At 30.7% G+C, this 18,599-nt stretch carries 20 protein-coding genes; 11 read left to right on the top strand and 9 right to left on the bottom strand.

Going from position 1 to position 18,599, the window contains the following annotated elements:
* Window positions 1-38: 38 nt before the first annotated feature.
* From B3M86_RS10430 to B3M86_RS10420, 3 genes are all read right to left on the bottom strand, one after another.
* On the bottom strand, window positions 39-443 hold the full coding sequence (locus B3M86_RS10430) for an NUDIX hydrolase (RefSeq protein WP_038331863.1): 405 nt from the start codon (window positions 441-443) through the stop codon (window positions 39-41).
* A gap of 3 nt (window positions 444-446) precedes the next feature.
* Window positions 447-1,460, bottom strand: coding sequence for a UDP-glucose 4-epimerase GalE (galE, locus tag B3M86_RS10425; RefSeq protein WP_291075798.1), 1,014 nt, complete (start codon window positions 1,458-1,460; stop codon window positions 447-449).
* Window positions 1,461-1,556: 96 nt separating this feature from the next.
* Window positions 1,557-2,672 carry a DegT/DnrJ/EryC1/StrS family aminotransferase gene (locus B3M86_RS10420; RefSeq protein WP_286494721.1) on the bottom strand — a complete coding sequence of 372 codons (1,116 nt, stop codon included), beginning with the start codon at window positions 2,670-2,672 and terminating at the stop codon, window positions 1,557-1,559.
* Between the two features lie 100 nt (window positions 2,673-2,772).
* On the opposite strand from B3M86_RS10420, the gene B3M86_RS10415 reads away from it, so the two are divergent.
* From B3M86_RS10415 to B3M86_RS10380, 8 genes are all read left to right on the top strand, one after another.
* Window positions 2,773-4,029 (top strand): 3-deoxy-D-manno-octulosonic acid transferase, encoded by a 1,257-nt coding sequence (locus B3M86_RS10415; RefSeq protein ID WP_291075800.1) that lies wholly within the window; start codon window positions 2,773-2,775, stop codon window positions 4,027-4,029.
* A 147-nt stretch (window positions 4,030-4,176) separates the two neighbouring features.
* Window positions 4,177-4,794, top strand: a complete 618-nt coding sequence (locus B3M86_RS10410) for a porin family protein (protein ID WP_171622884.1) — start codon at window positions 4,177-4,179, stop codon at window positions 4,792-4,794.
* Window positions 4,795-4,926: 132 nt separating this feature from the next.
* Complete coding sequence (locus tag B3M86_RS10405) at window positions 4,927-5,304, top strand: BlaI/MecI/CopY family transcriptional regulator (RefSeq protein ID WP_171622883.1); 378 nt, start codon at window positions 4,927-4,929, stop codon at window positions 5,302-5,304.
* An 84-nt stretch (window positions 5,305-5,388) separates the two neighbouring features.
* Window positions 5,389-7,146 (top strand): M56 family metallopeptidase, encoded by a 1,758-nt coding sequence (locus B3M86_RS10400; RefSeq protein ID WP_291075802.1) that lies wholly within the window; start codon window positions 5,389-5,391, stop codon window positions 7,144-7,146.
* A gap of 137 nt (window positions 7,147-7,283) precedes the next feature.
* The gene (locus B3M86_RS10395; protein ID WP_291075804.1) at window positions 7,284-10,394 is read left to right on the top strand and encodes a UvrD-helicase domain-containing protein; all 3,111 of its coding nucleotides are present in this window, start codon (window positions 7,284-7,286) and stop codon (window positions 10,392-10,394) included.
* Entirely contained in the window at window positions 10,394-12,202 is a 1,809-nt protein-coding gene (gene uvrC / locus B3M86_RS10390) for an excinuclease ABC subunit UvrC (protein WP_291047110.1), read from the top strand. Before B3M86_RS10395 ends, uvrC begins: the two co-directional genes overlap by 1 nt.
* On the top strand, window positions 12,183-12,623 hold the full coding sequence (locus B3M86_RS10385; RefSeq protein ID WP_257467985.1) for a hypothetical protein: 441 nt from the start codon (window positions 12,183-12,185) through the stop codon (window positions 12,621-12,623). The genes uvrC and B3M86_RS10385 overlap by 20 nt, the downstream gene beginning before the upstream one ends.
* A gap of 88 nt (window positions 12,624-12,711) precedes the next feature.
* Window positions 12,712-13,209, top strand: coding sequence for a DinB family protein (locus tag B3M86_RS10380; RefSeq protein ID WP_125348619.1), 498 nt, complete (start codon window positions 12,712-12,714; stop codon window positions 13,207-13,209).
* Between the two features lie 287 nt (window positions 13,210-13,496).
* On the opposite strand, the gene gcvT is transcribed toward B3M86_RS10380, so the two are convergent.
* Window positions 13,497-14,573 carry a glycine cleavage system aminomethyltransferase GcvT gene (gcvT, locus tag B3M86_RS10375; RefSeq protein WP_291047111.1) on the bottom strand — a complete coding sequence of 359 codons (1,077 nt, stop codon included), beginning with the start codon at window positions 14,571-14,573 and terminating at the stop codon, window positions 13,497-13,499.
* A 78-nt stretch (window positions 14,574-14,651) separates the two neighbouring features.
* Window positions 14,652-15,014: a hypothetical protein gene (locus B3M86_RS10370; RefSeq protein ID WP_219033679.1), complete on the bottom strand. Its 363-nt coding sequence runs from the start codon at window positions 15,012-15,014 to the stop codon at window positions 14,652-14,654.
* Window positions 15,015-15,057: 43 nt separating this feature from the next.
* On the opposite strand from B3M86_RS10370, the gene B3M86_RS10365 reads away from it, so the two are divergent.
* Both B3M86_RS10365 and B3M86_RS10360 read left to right on the top strand, forming a co-directional pair.
* Entirely contained in the window at window positions 15,058-15,732 is a 675-nt protein-coding gene (locus B3M86_RS10365) for a YiiX/YebB-like N1pC/P60 family cysteine hydrolase (protein WP_257467987.1), read from the top strand.
* Between the two features lie 75 nt (window positions 15,733-15,807).
* Window positions 15,808-15,990: a hypothetical protein gene (locus B3M86_RS10360; protein ID WP_219033680.1), complete on the top strand. Its 183-nt coding sequence runs from the start codon at window positions 15,808-15,810 to the stop codon at window positions 15,988-15,990.
* Here the strand turns inward: B3M86_RS10360 and B3M86_RS10355 are convergent.
* The 4 genes from B3M86_RS10355 to B3M86_RS10340 are packed head-to-tail and all read right to left on the bottom strand — an operon-like array spanning window position 15,987 to window position 18,115.
* Window positions 15,987-16,439 (bottom strand): peroxiredoxin, encoded by a 453-nt coding sequence (locus B3M86_RS10355; protein WP_219033681.1) that lies wholly within the window; start codon window positions 16,437-16,439, stop codon window positions 15,987-15,989. The genes B3M86_RS10360 and B3M86_RS10355 overlap by 4 nt on opposite strands.
* Window positions 16,436-16,846 (bottom strand): 6-pyruvoyl trahydropterin synthase family protein, encoded by a 411-nt coding sequence (locus tag B3M86_RS10350; RefSeq protein WP_125350508.1) that lies wholly within the window; start codon window positions 16,844-16,846, stop codon window positions 16,436-16,438. The genes B3M86_RS10355 and B3M86_RS10350 overlap by 4 nt, the downstream gene beginning before the upstream one ends.
* Window positions 16,847-16,858: 12 nt before the next feature.
* Window positions 16,859-17,374, bottom strand: coding sequence for an isopentenyl-diphosphate Delta-isomerase (gene idi, locus B3M86_RS10345; RefSeq protein ID WP_291066851.1), 516 nt, complete (start codon window positions 17,372-17,374; stop codon window positions 16,859-16,861).
* 27 nt (window positions 17,375-17,401) lie between these two features.
* A complete protein-coding gene (locus B3M86_RS10340) occupies window positions 17,402-18,115 on the bottom strand; it encodes a biotin--[acetyl-CoA-carboxylase] ligase (protein WP_291075807.1) in 714 nt (237 codons plus the stop codon).
* 93 nt (window positions 18,116-18,208) lie between these two features.
* On the opposite strand from B3M86_RS10340, the gene rsfS reads away from it, so the two are divergent.
* Window positions 18,209-18,577: a ribosome silencing factor gene (rsfS, locus tag B3M86_RS10335; RefSeq protein WP_038331822.1), complete on the top strand. Its 369-nt coding sequence runs from the start codon at window positions 18,209-18,211 to the stop codon at window positions 18,575-18,577.
* Window positions 18,578-18,599: the final 22 nt, after the last annotated feature.

The raw sequence follows: 18,599 nt of genomic DNA, 5'->3' as shown, positions 1-18,599 counted from the left end.
TCTCGATTACGGATTGCCTTCTATTTTTGAAATTATTTTTAGTTCAATAAATGATTTTTTGTCAATTTTTCAAAAACTTTGATCACTCCAATTACTTGAATTTCCTCTTGTAAATATTCTTCAAAAGTAAAATAGTTGTAAGCTTCAATTTCATTTGTTGGTTTTATTTCTTCGTTCAAATCGTACAAAAAACAATCTTGTTCCATCAAAAGATCCTGTTCTCCATATGCTTCAGCTGTAATATGACAATAAAAATTGAGCTCTTCTCTTACCAAATCCAAACTCAATTCTTCTTTTATTTCTCTTACCAAAGCTGTTTCAGAATTTTCACCTTTATCAATTTTTCCACCTGGTAAATACCACGCTTTTTTATTTTTGCTAAATGTCAAAAGCAGTTTATTATTTTTAATAACTAATAAACCCGCTGTTGGTAATTGAATCATCTTTTATTTTTCTAAACTTTTTTGCCATTCCCAGGCAGTACGCATACTTTCTGATAATTTTGTTTCAGGTTTCCAACCCAATTCTTTTTCTGCTAAAGAGTTATTTGCATAAGCTTCGATAATATCACCTGCACGACGCTCTTTGATTTCGTATTTCAATTTCAAATCATTCGCATCTTCAAATGCGTGAACTACTTCTAAAACCGTAGATCCTGTTCCTGTTCCAAGATTAAAGAATTCTAGCTTTGCTTTATTTTTATTTTCGATCAAACGAGTTACTGCTTTTACGTGTGCATCAGCCAAATCATTTACATCGATATAATCACGAATTGCCGTTCCATCACGCGTCGGATAATCATCTCCCCAAACCGATAATGTTTCTCTGATTCCAGCCGCAGTTTGTGTAACATAAGGAATTAGATTATTTGGAATTCCTTTTGGTAATTCTCCAATTTTAGCTGTCGGATGTGCACCAACTGGATTGAAATAACGTAAACAAATCACATTTTTATCAAATGCTGCTGAGAAATCTTCTAAAATTTCTTCTCCCATTTGTTTCGTTTTTCCATAAGGAGATTCAGGTTTTTTCAGTGGAGTTTGCTCATCAATAGGCATTTTATCCGCTTGTCCATAAACTGTACAAGACGAACTGAAAATAATATTATCAGCATCAAAATCTTTCATTGCATCCAAAAGATTAATCAAACCTAGAAGATTATTACGGTAATACATCAACGGTTTTTCAACAGATTCTCCAACTGCTTTATGCGCTGCGAAGTTGATAATTCCATCTATTTTATTTATTTTGAAAAATTCGTTTACTTTTTCTTGATCTTTTAAGTCAATCTCGAAATAAGTTGGTTTTGTTCCAGTAATAGAAGTAATTTTGTCCAACACGCCAATTTCTGTGTTCGACAAGTCGTCTATAATCACAACTTCATAACCTGCATTTTGTAAAGCTACAACTGTGTGCGAACCAATGTAACCCAAACCTCCAGTTACTAATATTTTACTCATTTTTAATATTTAGTTTTTATAGTGAAATCAAATTTAGGAAAATAAAAAAGCTTCTGAAACTAATCAGAAGCTTTTTCGTATTATTTTTAGGATAAATTATTTTCCAAAAAATTCGCGAACAGCAGAAGTGATGTAAGCCAATTGCTCCTCATCTAACTCTGTGTGCATTGGTAAAGACATTACTTCTTCTACCAATTTGTTTGTATTTGGAAAATCTGCATCATTATAATGCCCGTTATCATACGCTTTTTGTTTGCGTAATGGAACAGGATAATAAATCATCGCAGGAATTTCTTTTTCAGTCAAGAAAGCTTGTAATTCATTACGTTTACCATTTGTTACACGTAACGTATATTGATGGAATACGTGAGTTGTGTCTTCTCCTTTTACAGGCGTTAATAATGCATCAATATCTTTAAAAGCATCTGTATAATAAGCCGCAGCTTTGTTACGAGCAGCGTTATAATCATTTAAGAAAGGTAATTTACGACGTAAAACTGCTGCTTGAACAGAATCCAAACGAGAGTTAACACCAACTTCATCGTGGTAGTAACGTTTGTACATTCCGTGATTTACAATTCCACGTAAACGATGTGCAATATCATCATCATTTGTAAAAATTGCTCCACCATCACCATAACAACCTAAGTTTTTTGAAGGAAAGAAAGATGTACAACCAATGTGACCAATTGTTCCAGCTTTTCGACCTTTGTAATCCGCTCCAATAGCTTGTGCAGTATCTTCTACAACATATAAGTTATGTTCTTTTGCAATTGCCATAATCTCGTCCATATTCGCACATTGACCAAATAAATGAACTGGAATAATTGCTTTTGTTTTTGGCGTGATTGCCGCTTTTAATTTTTCTGTATCAATTGTAAAAGTATCATAATCAACGTCAACTAAAATCGAATTTAATTTCAATAAATCAACAACCTCTACTGTTGCAGCAAATGTAAAATCTGCCGTAATTACTTCATCACCTGGCTCTAAACCTAAGGCCATCAAAGCAATTTGCAACGCATCAGTTCCGTTTCCACAAGGAATTACGTGTTTTACATTTAAGTAATTTTGCAATTCAGTTTCGAATTGTTTTACTTCTGGTCCATTAATAAAAGCAGCCGAATCCAAAACATTCAAAATTGCTGCATCAACGTCTCCTTTTATTTTTTGATATTGACTTTGTAAGTCAACCATTTGTATTTTTTTCATAACTTAATGAATCTTTCAAAATCTACAACTTTAAAAAGTCGTTATTATTACAACAAATGTACAAAAAAAGCTCATTCTAAATTTTTAACTTTGCAACATTGTGCAAGGATTTTATAACACATCAATTAAGGCGTACGGAATGGCGCTAAAATTGGCTTCGAATTTTAACGAAAAAGCAAAACTTTGGGTAGATGGAAGAAAAAATTGGGAAGAAAAAATAGCTTCTAAAATTTCAGAAACCGATAAAGTTTTGTGGGTACATTGTTCATCTTTAGGCGAATTTGAACAAGGTAGACCAGTGATCGAAGCATTGAAAGAAAACTATCCAACACATAAAATTGCTGTTTCATTTTTCTCTCCTTCTGGTTATGAAATTAGAAAGAATTATCAAGGCGCAGACGTTATTTTTTATTTGCCTTTGGACACAAAATCAAATGCAGAAAAGTTAATAAAAGTGCTTCATCCAGAAATTTTGATTTTGGTGAAATACGAATATTGGTTTAATTTGATTATCGAATTACATCAGCAAAACATTCCTACAATAGTGGTTTCGTCAATCTTTAGAGAGAGTCAAAATTTTTTCAAAAAAGACGGAAATAATTGGTTTGCGAAAAAATTAAGTTTGATAAATCATTTCTTTGTTCAAAATCAAAAATCAAAAGATTTACTGGATTCAATCAATATCACACAAAATACAATTGCAGGCGATACGCGATTTGATCGTGTCAAACAGATCATTCATCAAGATAATGAATTGGATTTTATGAATGATTTTAAACAAAATTCGAAATTAATTGTTGTTGGAAGTTCTTGGCCAAAAGATGAAGAATTATTTGTGAATTTAATCAACCAAAAATTAAATAATGATTGGAAAATTGTTTTTGCACCACATAATTTGAATAATGCTGAAATCAATTCTTTTCAGAATAAAATCAACCAAAAAGCAGTTAAATTTTCTGATTTAGAAAAAACATCCAATCAAGAGTTAATCGATTCGAAAATATTTATTCTAAATACAATTGGTATTTTATCAAAAGTCTATTCTTATGCAGATATTACCTATATTGGCGGAGGTTTTGGTGCAGGAATTCATAACACGTTAGAAGCTGTAACATTTGGAAATCCTGTCGTTTTTGGTCCTAAATACAAGAAATTTCAGGAAACTGTGGATTTGATAGAAGTTGGCGGAGGATTTTCTATTGCTAATCGACATGAATTTGATACAATTATGAATCGTTTGATGAACGATGAAAATTTCCGAAAAGAAAGTGGAAAAAAAGCTGGAGATTTTGTTCAAAATTCACCAAATGCAACTAAAATTATTTTAGAATATTTAGATGATATTTGTAAATCTTAAAATTTTATCAATTTTTAACAAAAAAGGCACAGAAATTGTGAATCAAAAAAGCATTATTGATTTTTTTAAAGTGTAAATCAATCTTCTGTATGAATAAAACTTTACTTTTGAATTAATTATTATAACTCAGACTTAAGTAATAAAAAAATGAAGAAACTTATTTTAGGAATAGCACTTTTCGGTGGATTAAGTGCAGCAAATGCGCAAATTGATTTAGGAGTAAAAGGAGGTCTTAACTTCCCGACTTTATCTGGTGATTCAAGACAAATATATCAAAATCAAACTAAATTCAGAACTGATTTTTATGTGGGAGGTTATGCCAACTATAAGATAACGGATCAAATTAGTTTTCAACCAGAGTTATTATATTCTAAACAAGGAGCTGGATTGAAAACAAATGATAACTCAAAAGCTAAATTAATTACACATAATATTAATATTCCTTTAATGGGACGTTATGAAATTATGGATGGATTAAATGTTGAATTTGGTCCACAATTAGGTTTCTTAGTTTCTGCTAAAAAGAAAACTGAAGAAGGAAAAATTAATGAAAAAGAAAAATTTGTAGATAATTTCAAAACATTTGATTTCGGATTAAATTTTGGTGCTGCTTATAAAGTAAGTGATGAACTAGAAATTAATGCTCGTTTTACGAAAGGTTTGTCAAACATCAACAATTATTTCCCAGAAGTAATGAACGACAATTACAAAATTACAAACACATACTTTAGTGTTGGTGTAGCATATAAGTTAATGGAAATGTAATTGCTTTAATTAAAAAAATTAGAAGGAGCTTTTTGCTCCTTTTTTTGTGCTTAATCGTTAAACAATTCTAAAACAATTTTGCCTTGTTAAATTAAATTCTATATTTGTAGTAATAAAAATACAGTTGTAGATATGAATGTTAAATTATCAAGAAGAGAAGAGGAAGTAATGGAAGTTATCTGGAGCGGAAAACAAGTTTTTGCGAAAGATATTATCGATTCTTATGACGATCCAAAACCTGCGAATACTACAATTTCTACCTTATTAAAAAGGATGCACGACAAAGGTTATATTGATTACGAGCAAATGGGAAACTCGCGACGATACTATGCTTTGGTGAAAAAAGATGATTATTTTTCGAAAGAAGTAAAAGGAATGATTTCGAACTTCTTTAATAATTCGGCAACACAATTTGCTTCATTTTTTGCAAAATCGAACAATATGTCGGTCGAAGAATTAGAAAAATTACGTGATATAATTGACAACGAAATAGATCGCAAAAAGAAATAACCTATGGTTGCTTTTTTTATAAAATTTATTCTTTGTTCCGGATTTTTATATTCGTTTTATAAACTTTTTTTGGAACGCGAAAGCATGTATAAAATCAATCGTTTTTATCTGTTGTTTTCGTTGATATTTTCGTTAATCGCGCCTTTGTACAAAATTGATTTGCCTATCACAGCGACAGAAACAAATATTTCGCCCGAATTATTGGCTTTTCTAATGCAAAACCCTGAATTGTTGCAACAAGAAAAAGGAATTAATTTTGGTGATATTTTGACTGTTATTTACATTTTGGTTGGCGTAATATTTCTTGTAAGATTTATCTACAATTTGTACGAATTGATGTTCAAAATTAAGACTGAGGAAAAAATCAAAGATCAAGAAATTACATATATTCTTGATTTAGATTCGAATCAGCCGTATAGTTTTTGGAAATATATTTTTATTCCGAAAAAGCAACTAAAAAGTTTACATCAAAATTTAATTGATCACGAAAAAGCGCATTGCATTCAGAAACATAGTTTGGACATTTTGTTAATTGAAATTTTTCAAATTCTTTTTTGGTTCAATCCGTTTATTTATTTCTATAAAAAATCAATCAAACTAAATCACGAGTTTTTGGCAGATGAATATGTATTGAAAAGAAACTCAGATTTAAAAACTTACCAACATCAAATTTTGGATTGTATTGCAACGCAAAATCCATCGATGATGGCAAGTAATTTCAATTTTATTCTAACTAAAAAACGCCTGCTTATGATGACAAAAAATACATCAAAACGAAAAGTGAAAATTCTATCTTTTGCTTCGTTGCCTTTTATATTGAGTGCTTTTGTACTTTTTAGTCAAAAATCGTTTGCGCAAGAAGTTGAGATAAAAGCTCAAAAAGTGGAACAAGCGTTGGAAAAACCTGTTCAATCGCAAGCCGAAATTCTTCTTGGACAAGCAACTACTTTGAGAGATTCGCTTCTCAAAACAGATCAAGCTAAAACAACAACTCCAATAGAAAAAGTGTTTACGAAAGATGAGTTAAAAACGATTTTGAAAAGTAATGCGCAAAACAAAATTATCTTGAATGATGCTGGAGATATTATTCTGAATGATTCTATCAAAATAAAAGATATTGTCTTGAAAAAAGAGTTGGCTCCAACGATTTTATATGGAACGGACGGAAAAATTTTGCAAAAAATTGATCCCAAAGAAATAGAAAAAGTTTTTGTAAAAAGTAATGAAGGTTTGATAGAAATTATCAAAAAAGATTCAAGTATCATCAAAATTTTCAATTCAAAAAAAGACATTCCGAGTATCAATAAAAAAGTAAAAACAGCTAAAATGCCAACAGTACAAAATAATATTACGTTGAAAAATGGTTATTCTATTTATACAGATAAAAATGGTGTTGAGCACAAAATTATTAGTTCTGAAATTGATAGAGTTTATATAGAGAATCAATTAAAATCAAAAGGAATTGATAATAGTTATAGTTTAAGTTTTTCAAAAAATAAAGTAGTTGATAATACAGAAATAGAAAAACAAGTAAAAAATGCGCAAGCAAGAGATTATGATATTGCAGCTGTAAAAACGGATACTAAAAATCCGTGGGCAATTACAGTAGAACCGCATTCTGCAAGAGAAGTAACGAAATTTAAAGTTGATCCCAAAAATCCCGAAATACAAAAATTAGGTACTTTTACTGTAAAAACATTTTATTCTGAAGATCCAAAAGAAATGAGTAAACATCTTGAGGAGAAAAAGAAAGAACTAGAATTACAAGAAAAAAATACTAAACAAATGCTAAAAGAGATTGAAAAAAGGCAAAAAGAATTAAAAAAAGAAATTAAGAAATAATAAAAATTTCATAGTATTTATAACATATTCAAAAAAAAGGGAAACTCGTTCAGGTTTCCTTTTTTAGTACGTCATGTTTTGGCATTCTGATTTTCTATTTTTGAGAAGATTGTTTAACTTTCCTAAAAATTAAGAATTTGTTACAAGTAGGCGATTTCAAAATTTACAATGCTTCCGCTGGAGCAGGTAAAACTTACACATTGGTAAAGGAATTTCTTTCGTTGTTATTGACGAATGAAAGCGATTATCATTTCGAGCATATTTTAGCCATTACATTTACCAATAAAGCGGCCGGCGAAATGAAGGAACGTATCATCGAAACTTTAGAAGAAATTGCCAAAAACCCTAATCCAAAAGAAGATGGCTATATTCTAGAATTAGCTTCAGAACTGAATTTGAAGCCTGAAATCATTAAGACAAAAGCATACAATATTCTGATTGCGATTCTTCATAATTATTCCAAATTTTCGATTTCTACGATTGATAAATTTAATCTTCGATTGATGAAATCTTTTGCACAAGATTTGGGTTTATCAATGAATTTTGATGTCGAAATGAATACGAATGAAATCATTAATGAATCTGTTGATTTGTTGTATTCAAAAATTGGGGAAGACGAAAAACTAACGCAAACAATGATCAAAATTGCGTTGGATAATATGGACGCAAATAAATCGTGGGATATTCGAAAAACGCTTTCTTCAGACACTTCGGACATTTCTAATGATAGACATTTACAAGATTTAGAAAAATTAAAAAACATTTCGTTAGACGAATTTATTCGTTACCGAAAAGTTATTTTTGATGATATAAAAACTTTGAAAGATGGTTTGATTACAATCGGAAATGAGTTTTTCGAATTGCTTGCAAACAATGGAATTTCGGTAAATGAATTACCAGGAAAAAGTCGAGGAATTGCTGCTTTTTTCCAGAAATTAAAAAACTTTGATGGTTTTGGTTTGATTTTACCAACCGATGCGAATACAAAAGATATTTTGGAAGAAGGTTATCTTTCGAAAGTGAAAGATGTAATAGCAGAATCTATTTTTCCTCAAGTGAAAGATTTGTTCGAAAAAGCTGCGAACATCAATGATCACTTACTTTTGTTAACCTCAATTCAAAAAAATATATCCTCAATTTCGTTGATTAATGAAGTTGAAAAATCATTGGATTCGATCAAAAAAGATTCAAATGTTTTATTGATTAACGAATTTAATACCATTATCAGTAAAAATCTGCAACAACAGCCAGCCAATTTTATTTACGAACGAATTGGTTCGCGCTACAATCATTATTTTATTGATGAATTTCAGGATACATCGACGTTACAATGGAATAATCTGAATCCGTTGGTCGAAAATGCGCGTGCGCAATCTGACACGATTATGTTGGTTGGCGATGCAAAACAGTCTATTTATCGTTGGCGAGGTGGAAATCCTGCACAAATGATTGATTTAATCGATCGAAAAGAGGAAGAAAATATTAAAGTTGAAGAATTAGAAAAAAACTGGCGAAGTCACGAAAATATTATTCAATTTAACAATGAATTGTATTCGTTTATCGCGCCACAACTCAATTTGCCGAGTTTTCAATATTTGTACGAGATTGGAAATAAACAATTAACTAATCATCAAAAAGATGGTTTTGTCAAAATAAATTTCATTGAGCAAGAAGGTCGTTCGAAAGATTTATTTAAAGAACAAAATTTAGAATTAGTTCTTAAAACAATTGAAGATTGTCGAGCAAATGGTTTTTCATTAAAAGATATTGCGATTTTGGTTCGTAGTAATGCGCAAGGGATTTTGTTAGCGAAATATTTGACCGAAAATAACTTGGTTGTGATTTCAAATGAAGCTTTATTGTTAAAAAATTCTTTCGAAATTCAATTGATTGAATATTTGTTCAAAATCACATCAAATCCACAAGACGAACAATCAAAAATTCGTTTTTTGATGGTGGCTTATGAATTAGAATTATTCAAAACAGATGATTTAACAATCGCAGTTGAAAAAGCCTTAAAAGGTGATTTGCCAAAGTTTTTAAAATTAACCAAATCACTTGGAATTGATTTAGATTTTATTCAAGATCAAAACCTTTCATTATACGATTTCACCGAAAAAGCGATTCGAACTTTACATTTACAAGAGCGTTCACCAGCTTATATTTTGAGCTTTTTGGATGTTATTTTAGAATATTCATCAAAAAACGAATCTGATCTTAATTCATTTCTTGAGTTTTGGTCAACAATCAAAGATAAAGCGAGTATCAAAACACCAAAAGGTGTCGATGCAATTCAGATTATGACGATCCACAAGTCAAAAGGATTAGAATTTCCAGTTGTAATTTTGCCATTTTTGGATTGGCAAAGTAAGAATTCTAAAATTTGGATTCCATTACAAAAAGATGAGGAAAATCCGTTCGAAACATTTTATGTTGGAATTAATAATGAATTAAAATCAATCAAAAATGAAGCGATAAAATCGAAGATTGACGAAGAAGAGAATTTGGTTCAATTGGATGAAATTAATACACTTTATGTTGCAACAACGCGCGCAAAAGAGCAATTGTATATGATTGCGCTAAAACCAAAAGAATCTTCGAAATCAAAAAATATTGCAAACTACTTGCACGAATTTGTTTTCAGTAAAGGTTTTTCTGAGGATGAAGTTATTTTGAAAGGTTCTCCAGAACGAATTTCAACCCCTAAAATCATAGAAAACTCTTCAGCTGAGTTAAAAATTTATTCTTCGGATTGGAATACGCGTTTAGTGATTAACACCAATTCAGAAAAAGCGCAAGAAAAGTTAAAATTCACCGAATTTGGAAATACAGTTCATAACATTTTATCGCAAATTGTTACACAAAATGATTTACCAAAAATCATCGAAAGTGAAAAACAGCGTGGTACAATTTCAGTCGAAAATGTAGAACATCTGCAAATAACCTTGCAAAATTTATTACAAGATGCTAAATTAGTTCCATATTTTGCTGAAGGTTTAACGGTTTTGAATGAACGCGATTTTATTGATGAAAATGGACAAATTTTCAGAGCAGATCGTGTAGTAATTGATGCAGAAAATAATTGTTCGATTATCGATTATAAAACTGGTCAACCCGATTTAGATCATCATTTTCAAGTGAATAGATATGCCGATTTTTTTAGAAATTTAGGTTATAATATTCAAACCAAAATCTTGATTTATATTGATGATGAGCAGCAAAAAATAAATGTTGTAGAGGTATTTTGATGAATGAAAATGTAAAGTTAAAATTAGCGAGTTTACCCGAAACGCCTGGTGTTTATCAGTATTATAACAAAAGAGGAGATTTGTTATACATTGGTAAAGCGAAAAACTTGAAACGTCGCGTGAATTCGTATTTCAATAAACAACACGATTCGAAACGTTTGCGTGTTTTGGTGAGTAATATTGATAACATCGAAACAATCAACGTAAATTCTGAATATGACGCGTTGTTGTTGGAAAATAATTTGATTAAAGAGCATCAACCACGATATAATATCCTGTTAAGAGATGACAAAACCTATCCTTGGATTTGCATCAAAAATGAACGATTTCCACGAATTTTTTCGACTCGCAATGTAATCAAAGATGGTTCGGAATATTTTGGACCATATTCTAACGGAAAAGCGATGAAAGTTTTGTTAGGTTTGATCAAAGAATTGTATCAACTAAGAACATGTTCGTATGATTTGAGCGAGAAAAATATTGAAAATCACAAATTTAAAGTTTGTTTGGAATATCATATTGGTAATTGTCTTGGACCTTGTGAAGCTTATCAAACCGAAGAAGAATACAACGAGCAAATTTCGGCAATTCGTAATATTATCAAAGGAGAATTTAATGAAGCAAAACAATATTTGGTCAATCAAATGACAAAATATGCATCGGATTTGAAGTTTGAAAAAGCGCAAATGATTAAAGAAAAAATTGAAGCGTTGCAGAATTATCAATCTCGTTCTACAATTGTTTCGCCTACGATTACCAATGTTGATGTTTTTTCGATTACGTCGGACGAAGAATATGCCTATGTCAATTTCATGAAAATTTATCACGGTGCAATTATACAGTCGCATACAGAAGAATGGAAAAAGAAATTGGATGAAACAGACGAAGATTTATTGGAACGTGCAATTATTGATTTTTCAGATCGATTTAATTTAACTTCGAAAGAAATTTATGTCCCGTTCGAATTGAGTTTAGAAATTCCGTTCAGAAAAATTACAGTTCCAAAAATTGGCGATAAAAAACATATTGTCGATTTATCGTTAAAAAACACACGGATTTATCGTTTAGAACAGCTCAAACAAACTAAAATCGTCGATCCTGATCGTCATACAAATCGTATCATGAATCAGATGAAAGTTGATTTGCGTTTGCCTGTAGAACCTCGACATATCGAAGGTTTTGATAACTCTAACATTCAAGGAACGAATCCAGTTTCGGCTTGTGTAGTGTTCAAAAATGGAAAACCAAGTAAGAAAGATTATCGCATTTTCAATGTTAAAACTGTAGAAGGGCCAAATGATTTTGCAACTATGGAAGAAGTGATTGAAAGACGATATTCAAGAGTTTTGGCTGAAGGAGAATCTTTGCCTCAATTAATTTTGATTGATGGTGGAAAAGGACAATTAAGTTCTGCTCTAAAATCGATTGATCGTTTAGGGTTACGTGGAAAAGTTTCCGTGATTGGAATTGCGAAACGTTTGGAAGAAATTTATTATCCAGACGATCCTTATCCGTTATATTTGGACAAAAATTCTGAAACCTTAAAAGTGCTTCAACATGTGCGAGATGAATCGCATCGATTTGGAATTACGCGTCACCGAAATCGTCGAAGTAAAAACGCTTATAATTCGGTTTTGGAAGAAATAGAAGGTGTCGGTCCGCAAACAATTAAAGAATTATTAACAAAATTTAAATCGGTCGAACGAATAAAAAATGCATCTTTGTTAGAATTAACCGATTGTATAGGAAAATCTAAAGCAAAAAAAATAAAAGATTATTTTTCGAATGATGAAAAATCTACTAATTGACAGAGATTTAACGTCTCTTTTGAACAATCCAAAGTTACAAGCTACTTTGGCAATTGTTCCTATCACTTTATTTATACTTGGCTTGTTAAGTTATTTTGGAATTTTTTATTCGATGTTTAGCACGCTCGATGCGCAGCTAGGACATTTAGGAAGTTCTAAATCACTATTGAGTGCCTTATTAGGAAATCTTATCATTTTTATCTTTTTGGTATTGATGAGTTTTTTCACTGGTGTGATTTCTTTTGTTTACTTTATTGTGCATGCTTTAAAGAATCCAAATTTGATAAAAAGTGATGATCGTTTGGTCTGGATTACGATTATTATTTTTGGAAATGGAATAGGAATTTTTGTCTATTGGCTAACTCAAATCAAGCGAAAAAAGCCTCGTCCAATTATTGATTTATACACAGACGATATCTAAAAATATAAACTGTTTTACTAAATTGTAAAGCAGTTTTTTTATGAATTATTTCAAAAATTTGTACCTTTTAACTACAAATCAAAACAACATGAAAATAGTAGAATTATTAGCAAAAGAATTGCAAAACGAGTATCAAATTACCAAAGAATTTATTGCAAGATTTCCTGAGGATAAAACGACATACAAACCTCATGAAAAAAGTATGGATATTACAACTTTAACAAATCATGTGGTTGAAATATTTGCTTGGCCAGCTTTGATCTTAACAACTGATAAATTAGATTTTGCAGCAGGGGATTACAAACCGACAAAATTTACCTCTATTGAAGATTTACAACAAAAATTGGATGATGATTATGAATTAGGAAAAGCGGCGTTAGAGAATGTGAACGAAGATCATTTATCAAAAAGATGGCAAGTTACAGAAGGAGAAACTGTTTTTGCAGATTTTACAAAATATGAAGCAATTCGTCATGCTTTAAATCAAATTACACATCACCGCGCTCAATTGGGAGTTTTTTATCGCTTACTTGGAATAGATTTACCTTCGAGTTATGGACCAAGTGCTGATTCTCAAAAGTTTTAAAAAATAAAAAAGACCTCTAATAGAGGTCTTAAAATCATAATTAGTGTTAATTGTATTACTGATCAGTAATATTATTATCTCAAAAATATAACATATATCATATTTAAGCAAATCTAAGTTATGTTTTTTTTAAGAAATATTAACAATTTTATAATATTCGTAGTTAATAATCTATTTTATTAATTTTATCTAAAAAAGACATCAATAAATGTATCAATTAATATGAATTCATAAAAAAAGCTTTCGAAATCCTCGAAAGCTTTTTTGTATTTTGACTTTATATTGTTTTAAACAAAAGGAGTTTTTACAACTTCTGCTAATACATTTTTATCACGAATTTGAATTCTAATTGTTGTTCCAACTTTAGCAAAATCTGTATGAACATATGCTAAACCAATTCCTTGTTTCAACATTGGAGACTGCGTTCCTGAAGTCACAATACCGATTGTATTCTCGTTGTCATCTACAACTTTATAATCGTGGCGAGGAATTCCTCTTTCGATCATTTTGAAACCAACTAATTTCTTCTCAACTCCAGCTTCTTTTTGAGCTTTCAAAATATCAGAAGAAATAAAGTTTGTATCCAATTTCGTTACCCAAGCAAGACCAGCTTCTAATGGAGTTGTGTCATCGTTGATATCATTTCCGTATAAACAGTAACCTTTCTCTAAACGCAACGTATCACGAGAAGCTAAACCGCAAGGCTCAATATCGAAAGATTTTCCAGCTTCCATTACTTTGTCCCACATTTCGTTTGCTTGCTCATTCGCGAAATAAATCTCGAAACCTCCTGAACCAGTATAACCAGTTGCAGAAATAATCACATTTTCCATACCTGCAAACGTACCAATTGCGAAATGATAGAACGGAATTTCAGCTAAATTAACATCTGTCAATGCTTGCATCGCTTCAATTGCTTTTGGTCCTTGGATTGCTAACAAAGACATCTCATCAGATTTGTTTGTTAATTCTGCACCAAACGTATTGTGTTTGTTCATCCATTCCCAATCTTTATCGATGTTAGATGCATTTACAACTGCCATCCACTCATCATCAGAGATTTTATAAATGATTAAATCATCTACAATTCCTCCTTTTTCGTTTGGCATTGCATTATATTGAGCTTGACCAATAGTAACTTTCGTTACATCATTCGTCAATAAGTGTTGTAATAAGTCTGTTGCTTTTTCTCCTTTTACAAAAAATTGTCCCATGTGAGAAACATCAAAAACGCCAACTTTTTCTCGAACAGCAAAATGTTCTTGGTTAACACCTGCGTATTGCACTGGCATTTCATATCCAGCAAAAGGAACCATTTTCGCACCTAAATCTTTGTGCTTTTGGTTTAATGCAGTTACTTTCATTGTTTGTTTGCTTTGATAAGTTTATAATTCTCCCAAAAATAAGGAATTAATTGTTAGGAAAATTTCTTTAATAGAAGATTATCTAATTTTATGAATAATTTTTAAATTCCCTTCCGTCGCTTTATACGGCTCGAAACGCATAACCGATTTTCCTTTACCAAATTTGTTCATAAACTTTTCGTTTATTTTTCCTGATAATTTCAATGGTTGACAACCTTCGCAAGGAATAATCAAAATGGTATCGTTTGTTTTACCTTTTACTTTTACAATTTCGTACGAATAATCTGTATCCAAACGAGAATTAATAACATTTTCAATTGGTTTATTAAAGCTCTCAATAAAGAAAACGCGTCGATCTTTGTTGCTTCCAATAATAATTGCAGCACCAACTAAAATCAATAAAACGACAATTGATATGGTCAAAATTTTTTTAAAATCCATCTTTTTGGTTAATTCGTAGATTAAAAGTAATAATTCATTCCGAATGAAAAAAATATTCGTTTTATTTCCTATCTTTTTACTTCTATTTACATTGACAATGAATAGTTGTACAAAAGCAAAAATATTAAAAGAAAAACATTCAATTTCATTACAAAATATCCAAAATGGAGATTTGATTTTTGTTGGTGCGCAAACAGAAGAACTTTCGGGCGCGATAAATAGAGTGACAAAAATAAATGACGAAACCAATTTTGATCATGTTGGTTTAATCGAAAAAACTGATGATTCTATTTTTGTTCTACATGCTGCTCCAATGGGCGGATCGCAACGAGAGGAAATTCATCATTTTTACATTTCTCAAACCGAAAAGAATAATAAAATTGTCATTTATCGTCTCAAAAATGAATATCAATATACAATTCCTCATGCAATTGAAAAAGCTAAAACAATGCTCGGAAAACCTTATAATTGGTTATACATTTTGAATGATGACGAATTATATTGTTCAGATTTTGTGGAAAGAGCTTTTCGTGATGATACTATTTTTGAATTGATTCCCATGAATTTCAAAAACAAAGAAACTGGAATTATTGATGATTTTTGGATAGATTTCTATCGTAAAAAAGGAAAAAAAGTTCCGCAAGACGAACCAGGAACAAATCCAAATCAATTGGCAACTTCTAAGAAATTAATTAAGGTTGGTGAGGTGAAGTTTTAAAATGAAACTCTGAAACAAATTCAGAATGATTCATAGAATCTTTATAACAAATAAATTAATCCCTACTTTTACCACATGAAACAAAATATCATTTATAGTATCATTTTCTTTTTCGTGTTATTTGGACTAAAATATTTGTTCGATAAAAGCGATGTGCAAACAATGTTGGTTTATTCGGCAATTGGAACGGTTATCTTTTTTATTTATCGAGTTGTCATAAGAAAAATGTTATACAAACAAAAAGACCAAGAAAACTAATTTCCTTGGTCTTTTTTTATTGCTTGCATTGCTTCTTCAATGTGCGTTTCGGCTACATTTGAAACAATGTGTTTAATTAATTTTCCTTGTTTATTGAATACAAAAGTTTCTCGCGGTGTGATTAAGCCAAATTTCTTTTTGATTCCCAACAACTTCGACAACTTTGCTCCTTTATCAGAAAGCAACGGAAAGTTTAATTGATGTTTTGTATAAAACTTCTCGTGAGAAGAAGTTGATTGTCCATTTATTCCGACAATCACAGCGTCTAAAGCATTGAAATCTGCATTTACATCACGAAATTGACATACTTCTTTTGTACACATTGGCGTAAAATCCATCGGATAAAAGAATAAAACAAAATATTTTTTGTATAAAAATTCGTCCGAATTAAACCAATTTCCTTTGTTATCCTCCAACGAAAAAGTTGGAATGTGATCGCCTAATTTCATTCGCCTGCGTATTCTACAAAATTACGTGGAGTTTCGTATAAGGTTACTTTCAATTCTAAATCAGTCGCTAATTTTGCTCTAATTTTATTCCAAATCAAAATCACAATATTTTCGGCAGTTGGATTGATAGTTTTAAATTCTTCAATATCAACATTCAGATTTTTATGATCCAAATAATCTTCAACTTCAATCGCAATAATTTTTCGTAATTCGTCCAAATTCATCACAAAACCAGTTTCTGGATCAACTTCACCTTTCACCGCCACGATAATTTCATAATTGTGTCCGTGATAATTTGGGTAAGAACATTTTCCGAAAACTTCAAAATTCTGTTCATCGCTCCAATTCTTGTTAAACAATCGGTGCGCAGCGTTAAAATGTGCTTTTCTGTTGACAGTAACCTTCATCTGTATAAATTTTTATTCTTCGATATACGAAACGTAATGTTCAAAAATTATTTTGAACCACGCTGTATAATTCTGAGGATTTTTTTCCATATCTTTTTTCAAATCATCCAACTCTACCCAACGATAAGCCATCACTTCATCAGGATTTAGCTTTGGTTCGTTATCAAATGTTCCGATAAAAACATGGTCTAATTCATGCTCAATCAAATCATTTTCTAAATGTGCTTTGTAAATGAAATTAAATTTATATTCTAATTCGCAATCAAATCCCATTTCCTCTTCCAAACGTCTGTGCGCCGCTTGTTCGTATGTTTCATTATCGCGCGGATGACTACAACATGTGTTTGTCCACAACGTTGGCGAATGGTATTTGCTCGCAGCTCGTTGCTGAATCATCAATTCTCCTTTGGAATTGAATACAAAAACAGAAAATGCACGATGCAACAAACCAGCTACATGAGCCTGTTGCTTCTCCATCAATCCTAATTTTTGATCGTCCTGATCAACTAAAACTACAAATTCTTCCATAAAACAAAAATAACCATTTATGTAGGATTAAAAAAGAAGTTCAATCTCTTTGTGCTTAAATTCTCGCAATTCTTGATTGATTTCAATTAGTAAATTTCCTGCTTCATTTACATCTTTAATAATTCCGTCTACTTCTACTCCATCCAATCTAAAATGTGAGATTTCATCTTTTCTAAATAGATTATCTAAATAAGTTTGATGAATTTGTTCGAAATTTTTCTGTTCTAAAATTGGATATTCATTTTCGAAATGATGCATTAAATCTGCCAAAATTTCCTCGATGTCATATTCTTTGTCAGTTACTTTTCGAATAGATGTTGCTTTTGGTAAGTGATTAAAATCAGCTTGATTGACATTAATTCCAATTCCAATTACAGAATTCATTATTCCATTAGAACGATGATTCTCAATTAAAATTCCGCAAACCTTTTTATCATTTAAAATAATATCATTTGGCCATTTTACGTTAGATTTTGGATGAAATTGTTTTAAAAATAGACAAATAACATTCGAAATCCATTCGTTAAAATAAATTAATTCTTGAAAACTATAATCTGTTTTCAACAAAAAACTAAAGGTTAAATTTTCTCCAGCGACAACTTTCCACTCATTTCCTGCGTAACCTTTTCCTTTTGTTTGATTTTTAGCATGTATGACAGTCCAACTATTGGCATCTTTTTTGGACAAATCCACCAAGAACTCATTCGTATTAGGCAAAGAATCAAAACTAATTAAATACATTTTTTTTACTATTTTTATAGAGTGGTTAAAGTTATTTTAAAAAGTTTAAACTTTAATAAGGATTCACTAAATTTGCGAATTACAAAATAAAAGATGATAGATACTCAATATACAAAAGACTTGCTAGATAGCATTGTTGACGGAATTACAAATGTTAAAGGAGAAGAAATTACAATTCTAGATTTACGCGAAATTGAAAATGCATTTTGTCAATACTTCGTTATTTGTACCGGAAACTCGAATACACAAGTTAGTGCTTTAGCTGGTTCGATTGAAAGAACTGTAAAAACAGAAATGTCAGAAAGACCTTTTCATGTAGAAGGAACGCAAAATAATCAATGGGTTTTGTTGGACTACACTAATGTTATTGTCCATATTTTCCAAAAAGAATACAGAGAATATTACGATATCGAAAGTCTTTGGGGTGATGCCGTAGAGACGCGTATCGAAATGGAATATTAATCATAACTGAAACCAAAAAAAA

Origin of the sequence: Empedobacter sp. UBA6305 (genome assembly GCF_002440405.1) — a bacterium.
Lineage (GTDB): Bacteria > Bacteroidota > Bacteroidia > Flavobacteriales > Weeksellaceae > Empedobacter > Empedobacter falsenii_B.
The sequence above is the reverse complement of the archived record's forward strand: the minus strand, read 5'-3'. Positions and strand labels throughout refer to the sequence as shown.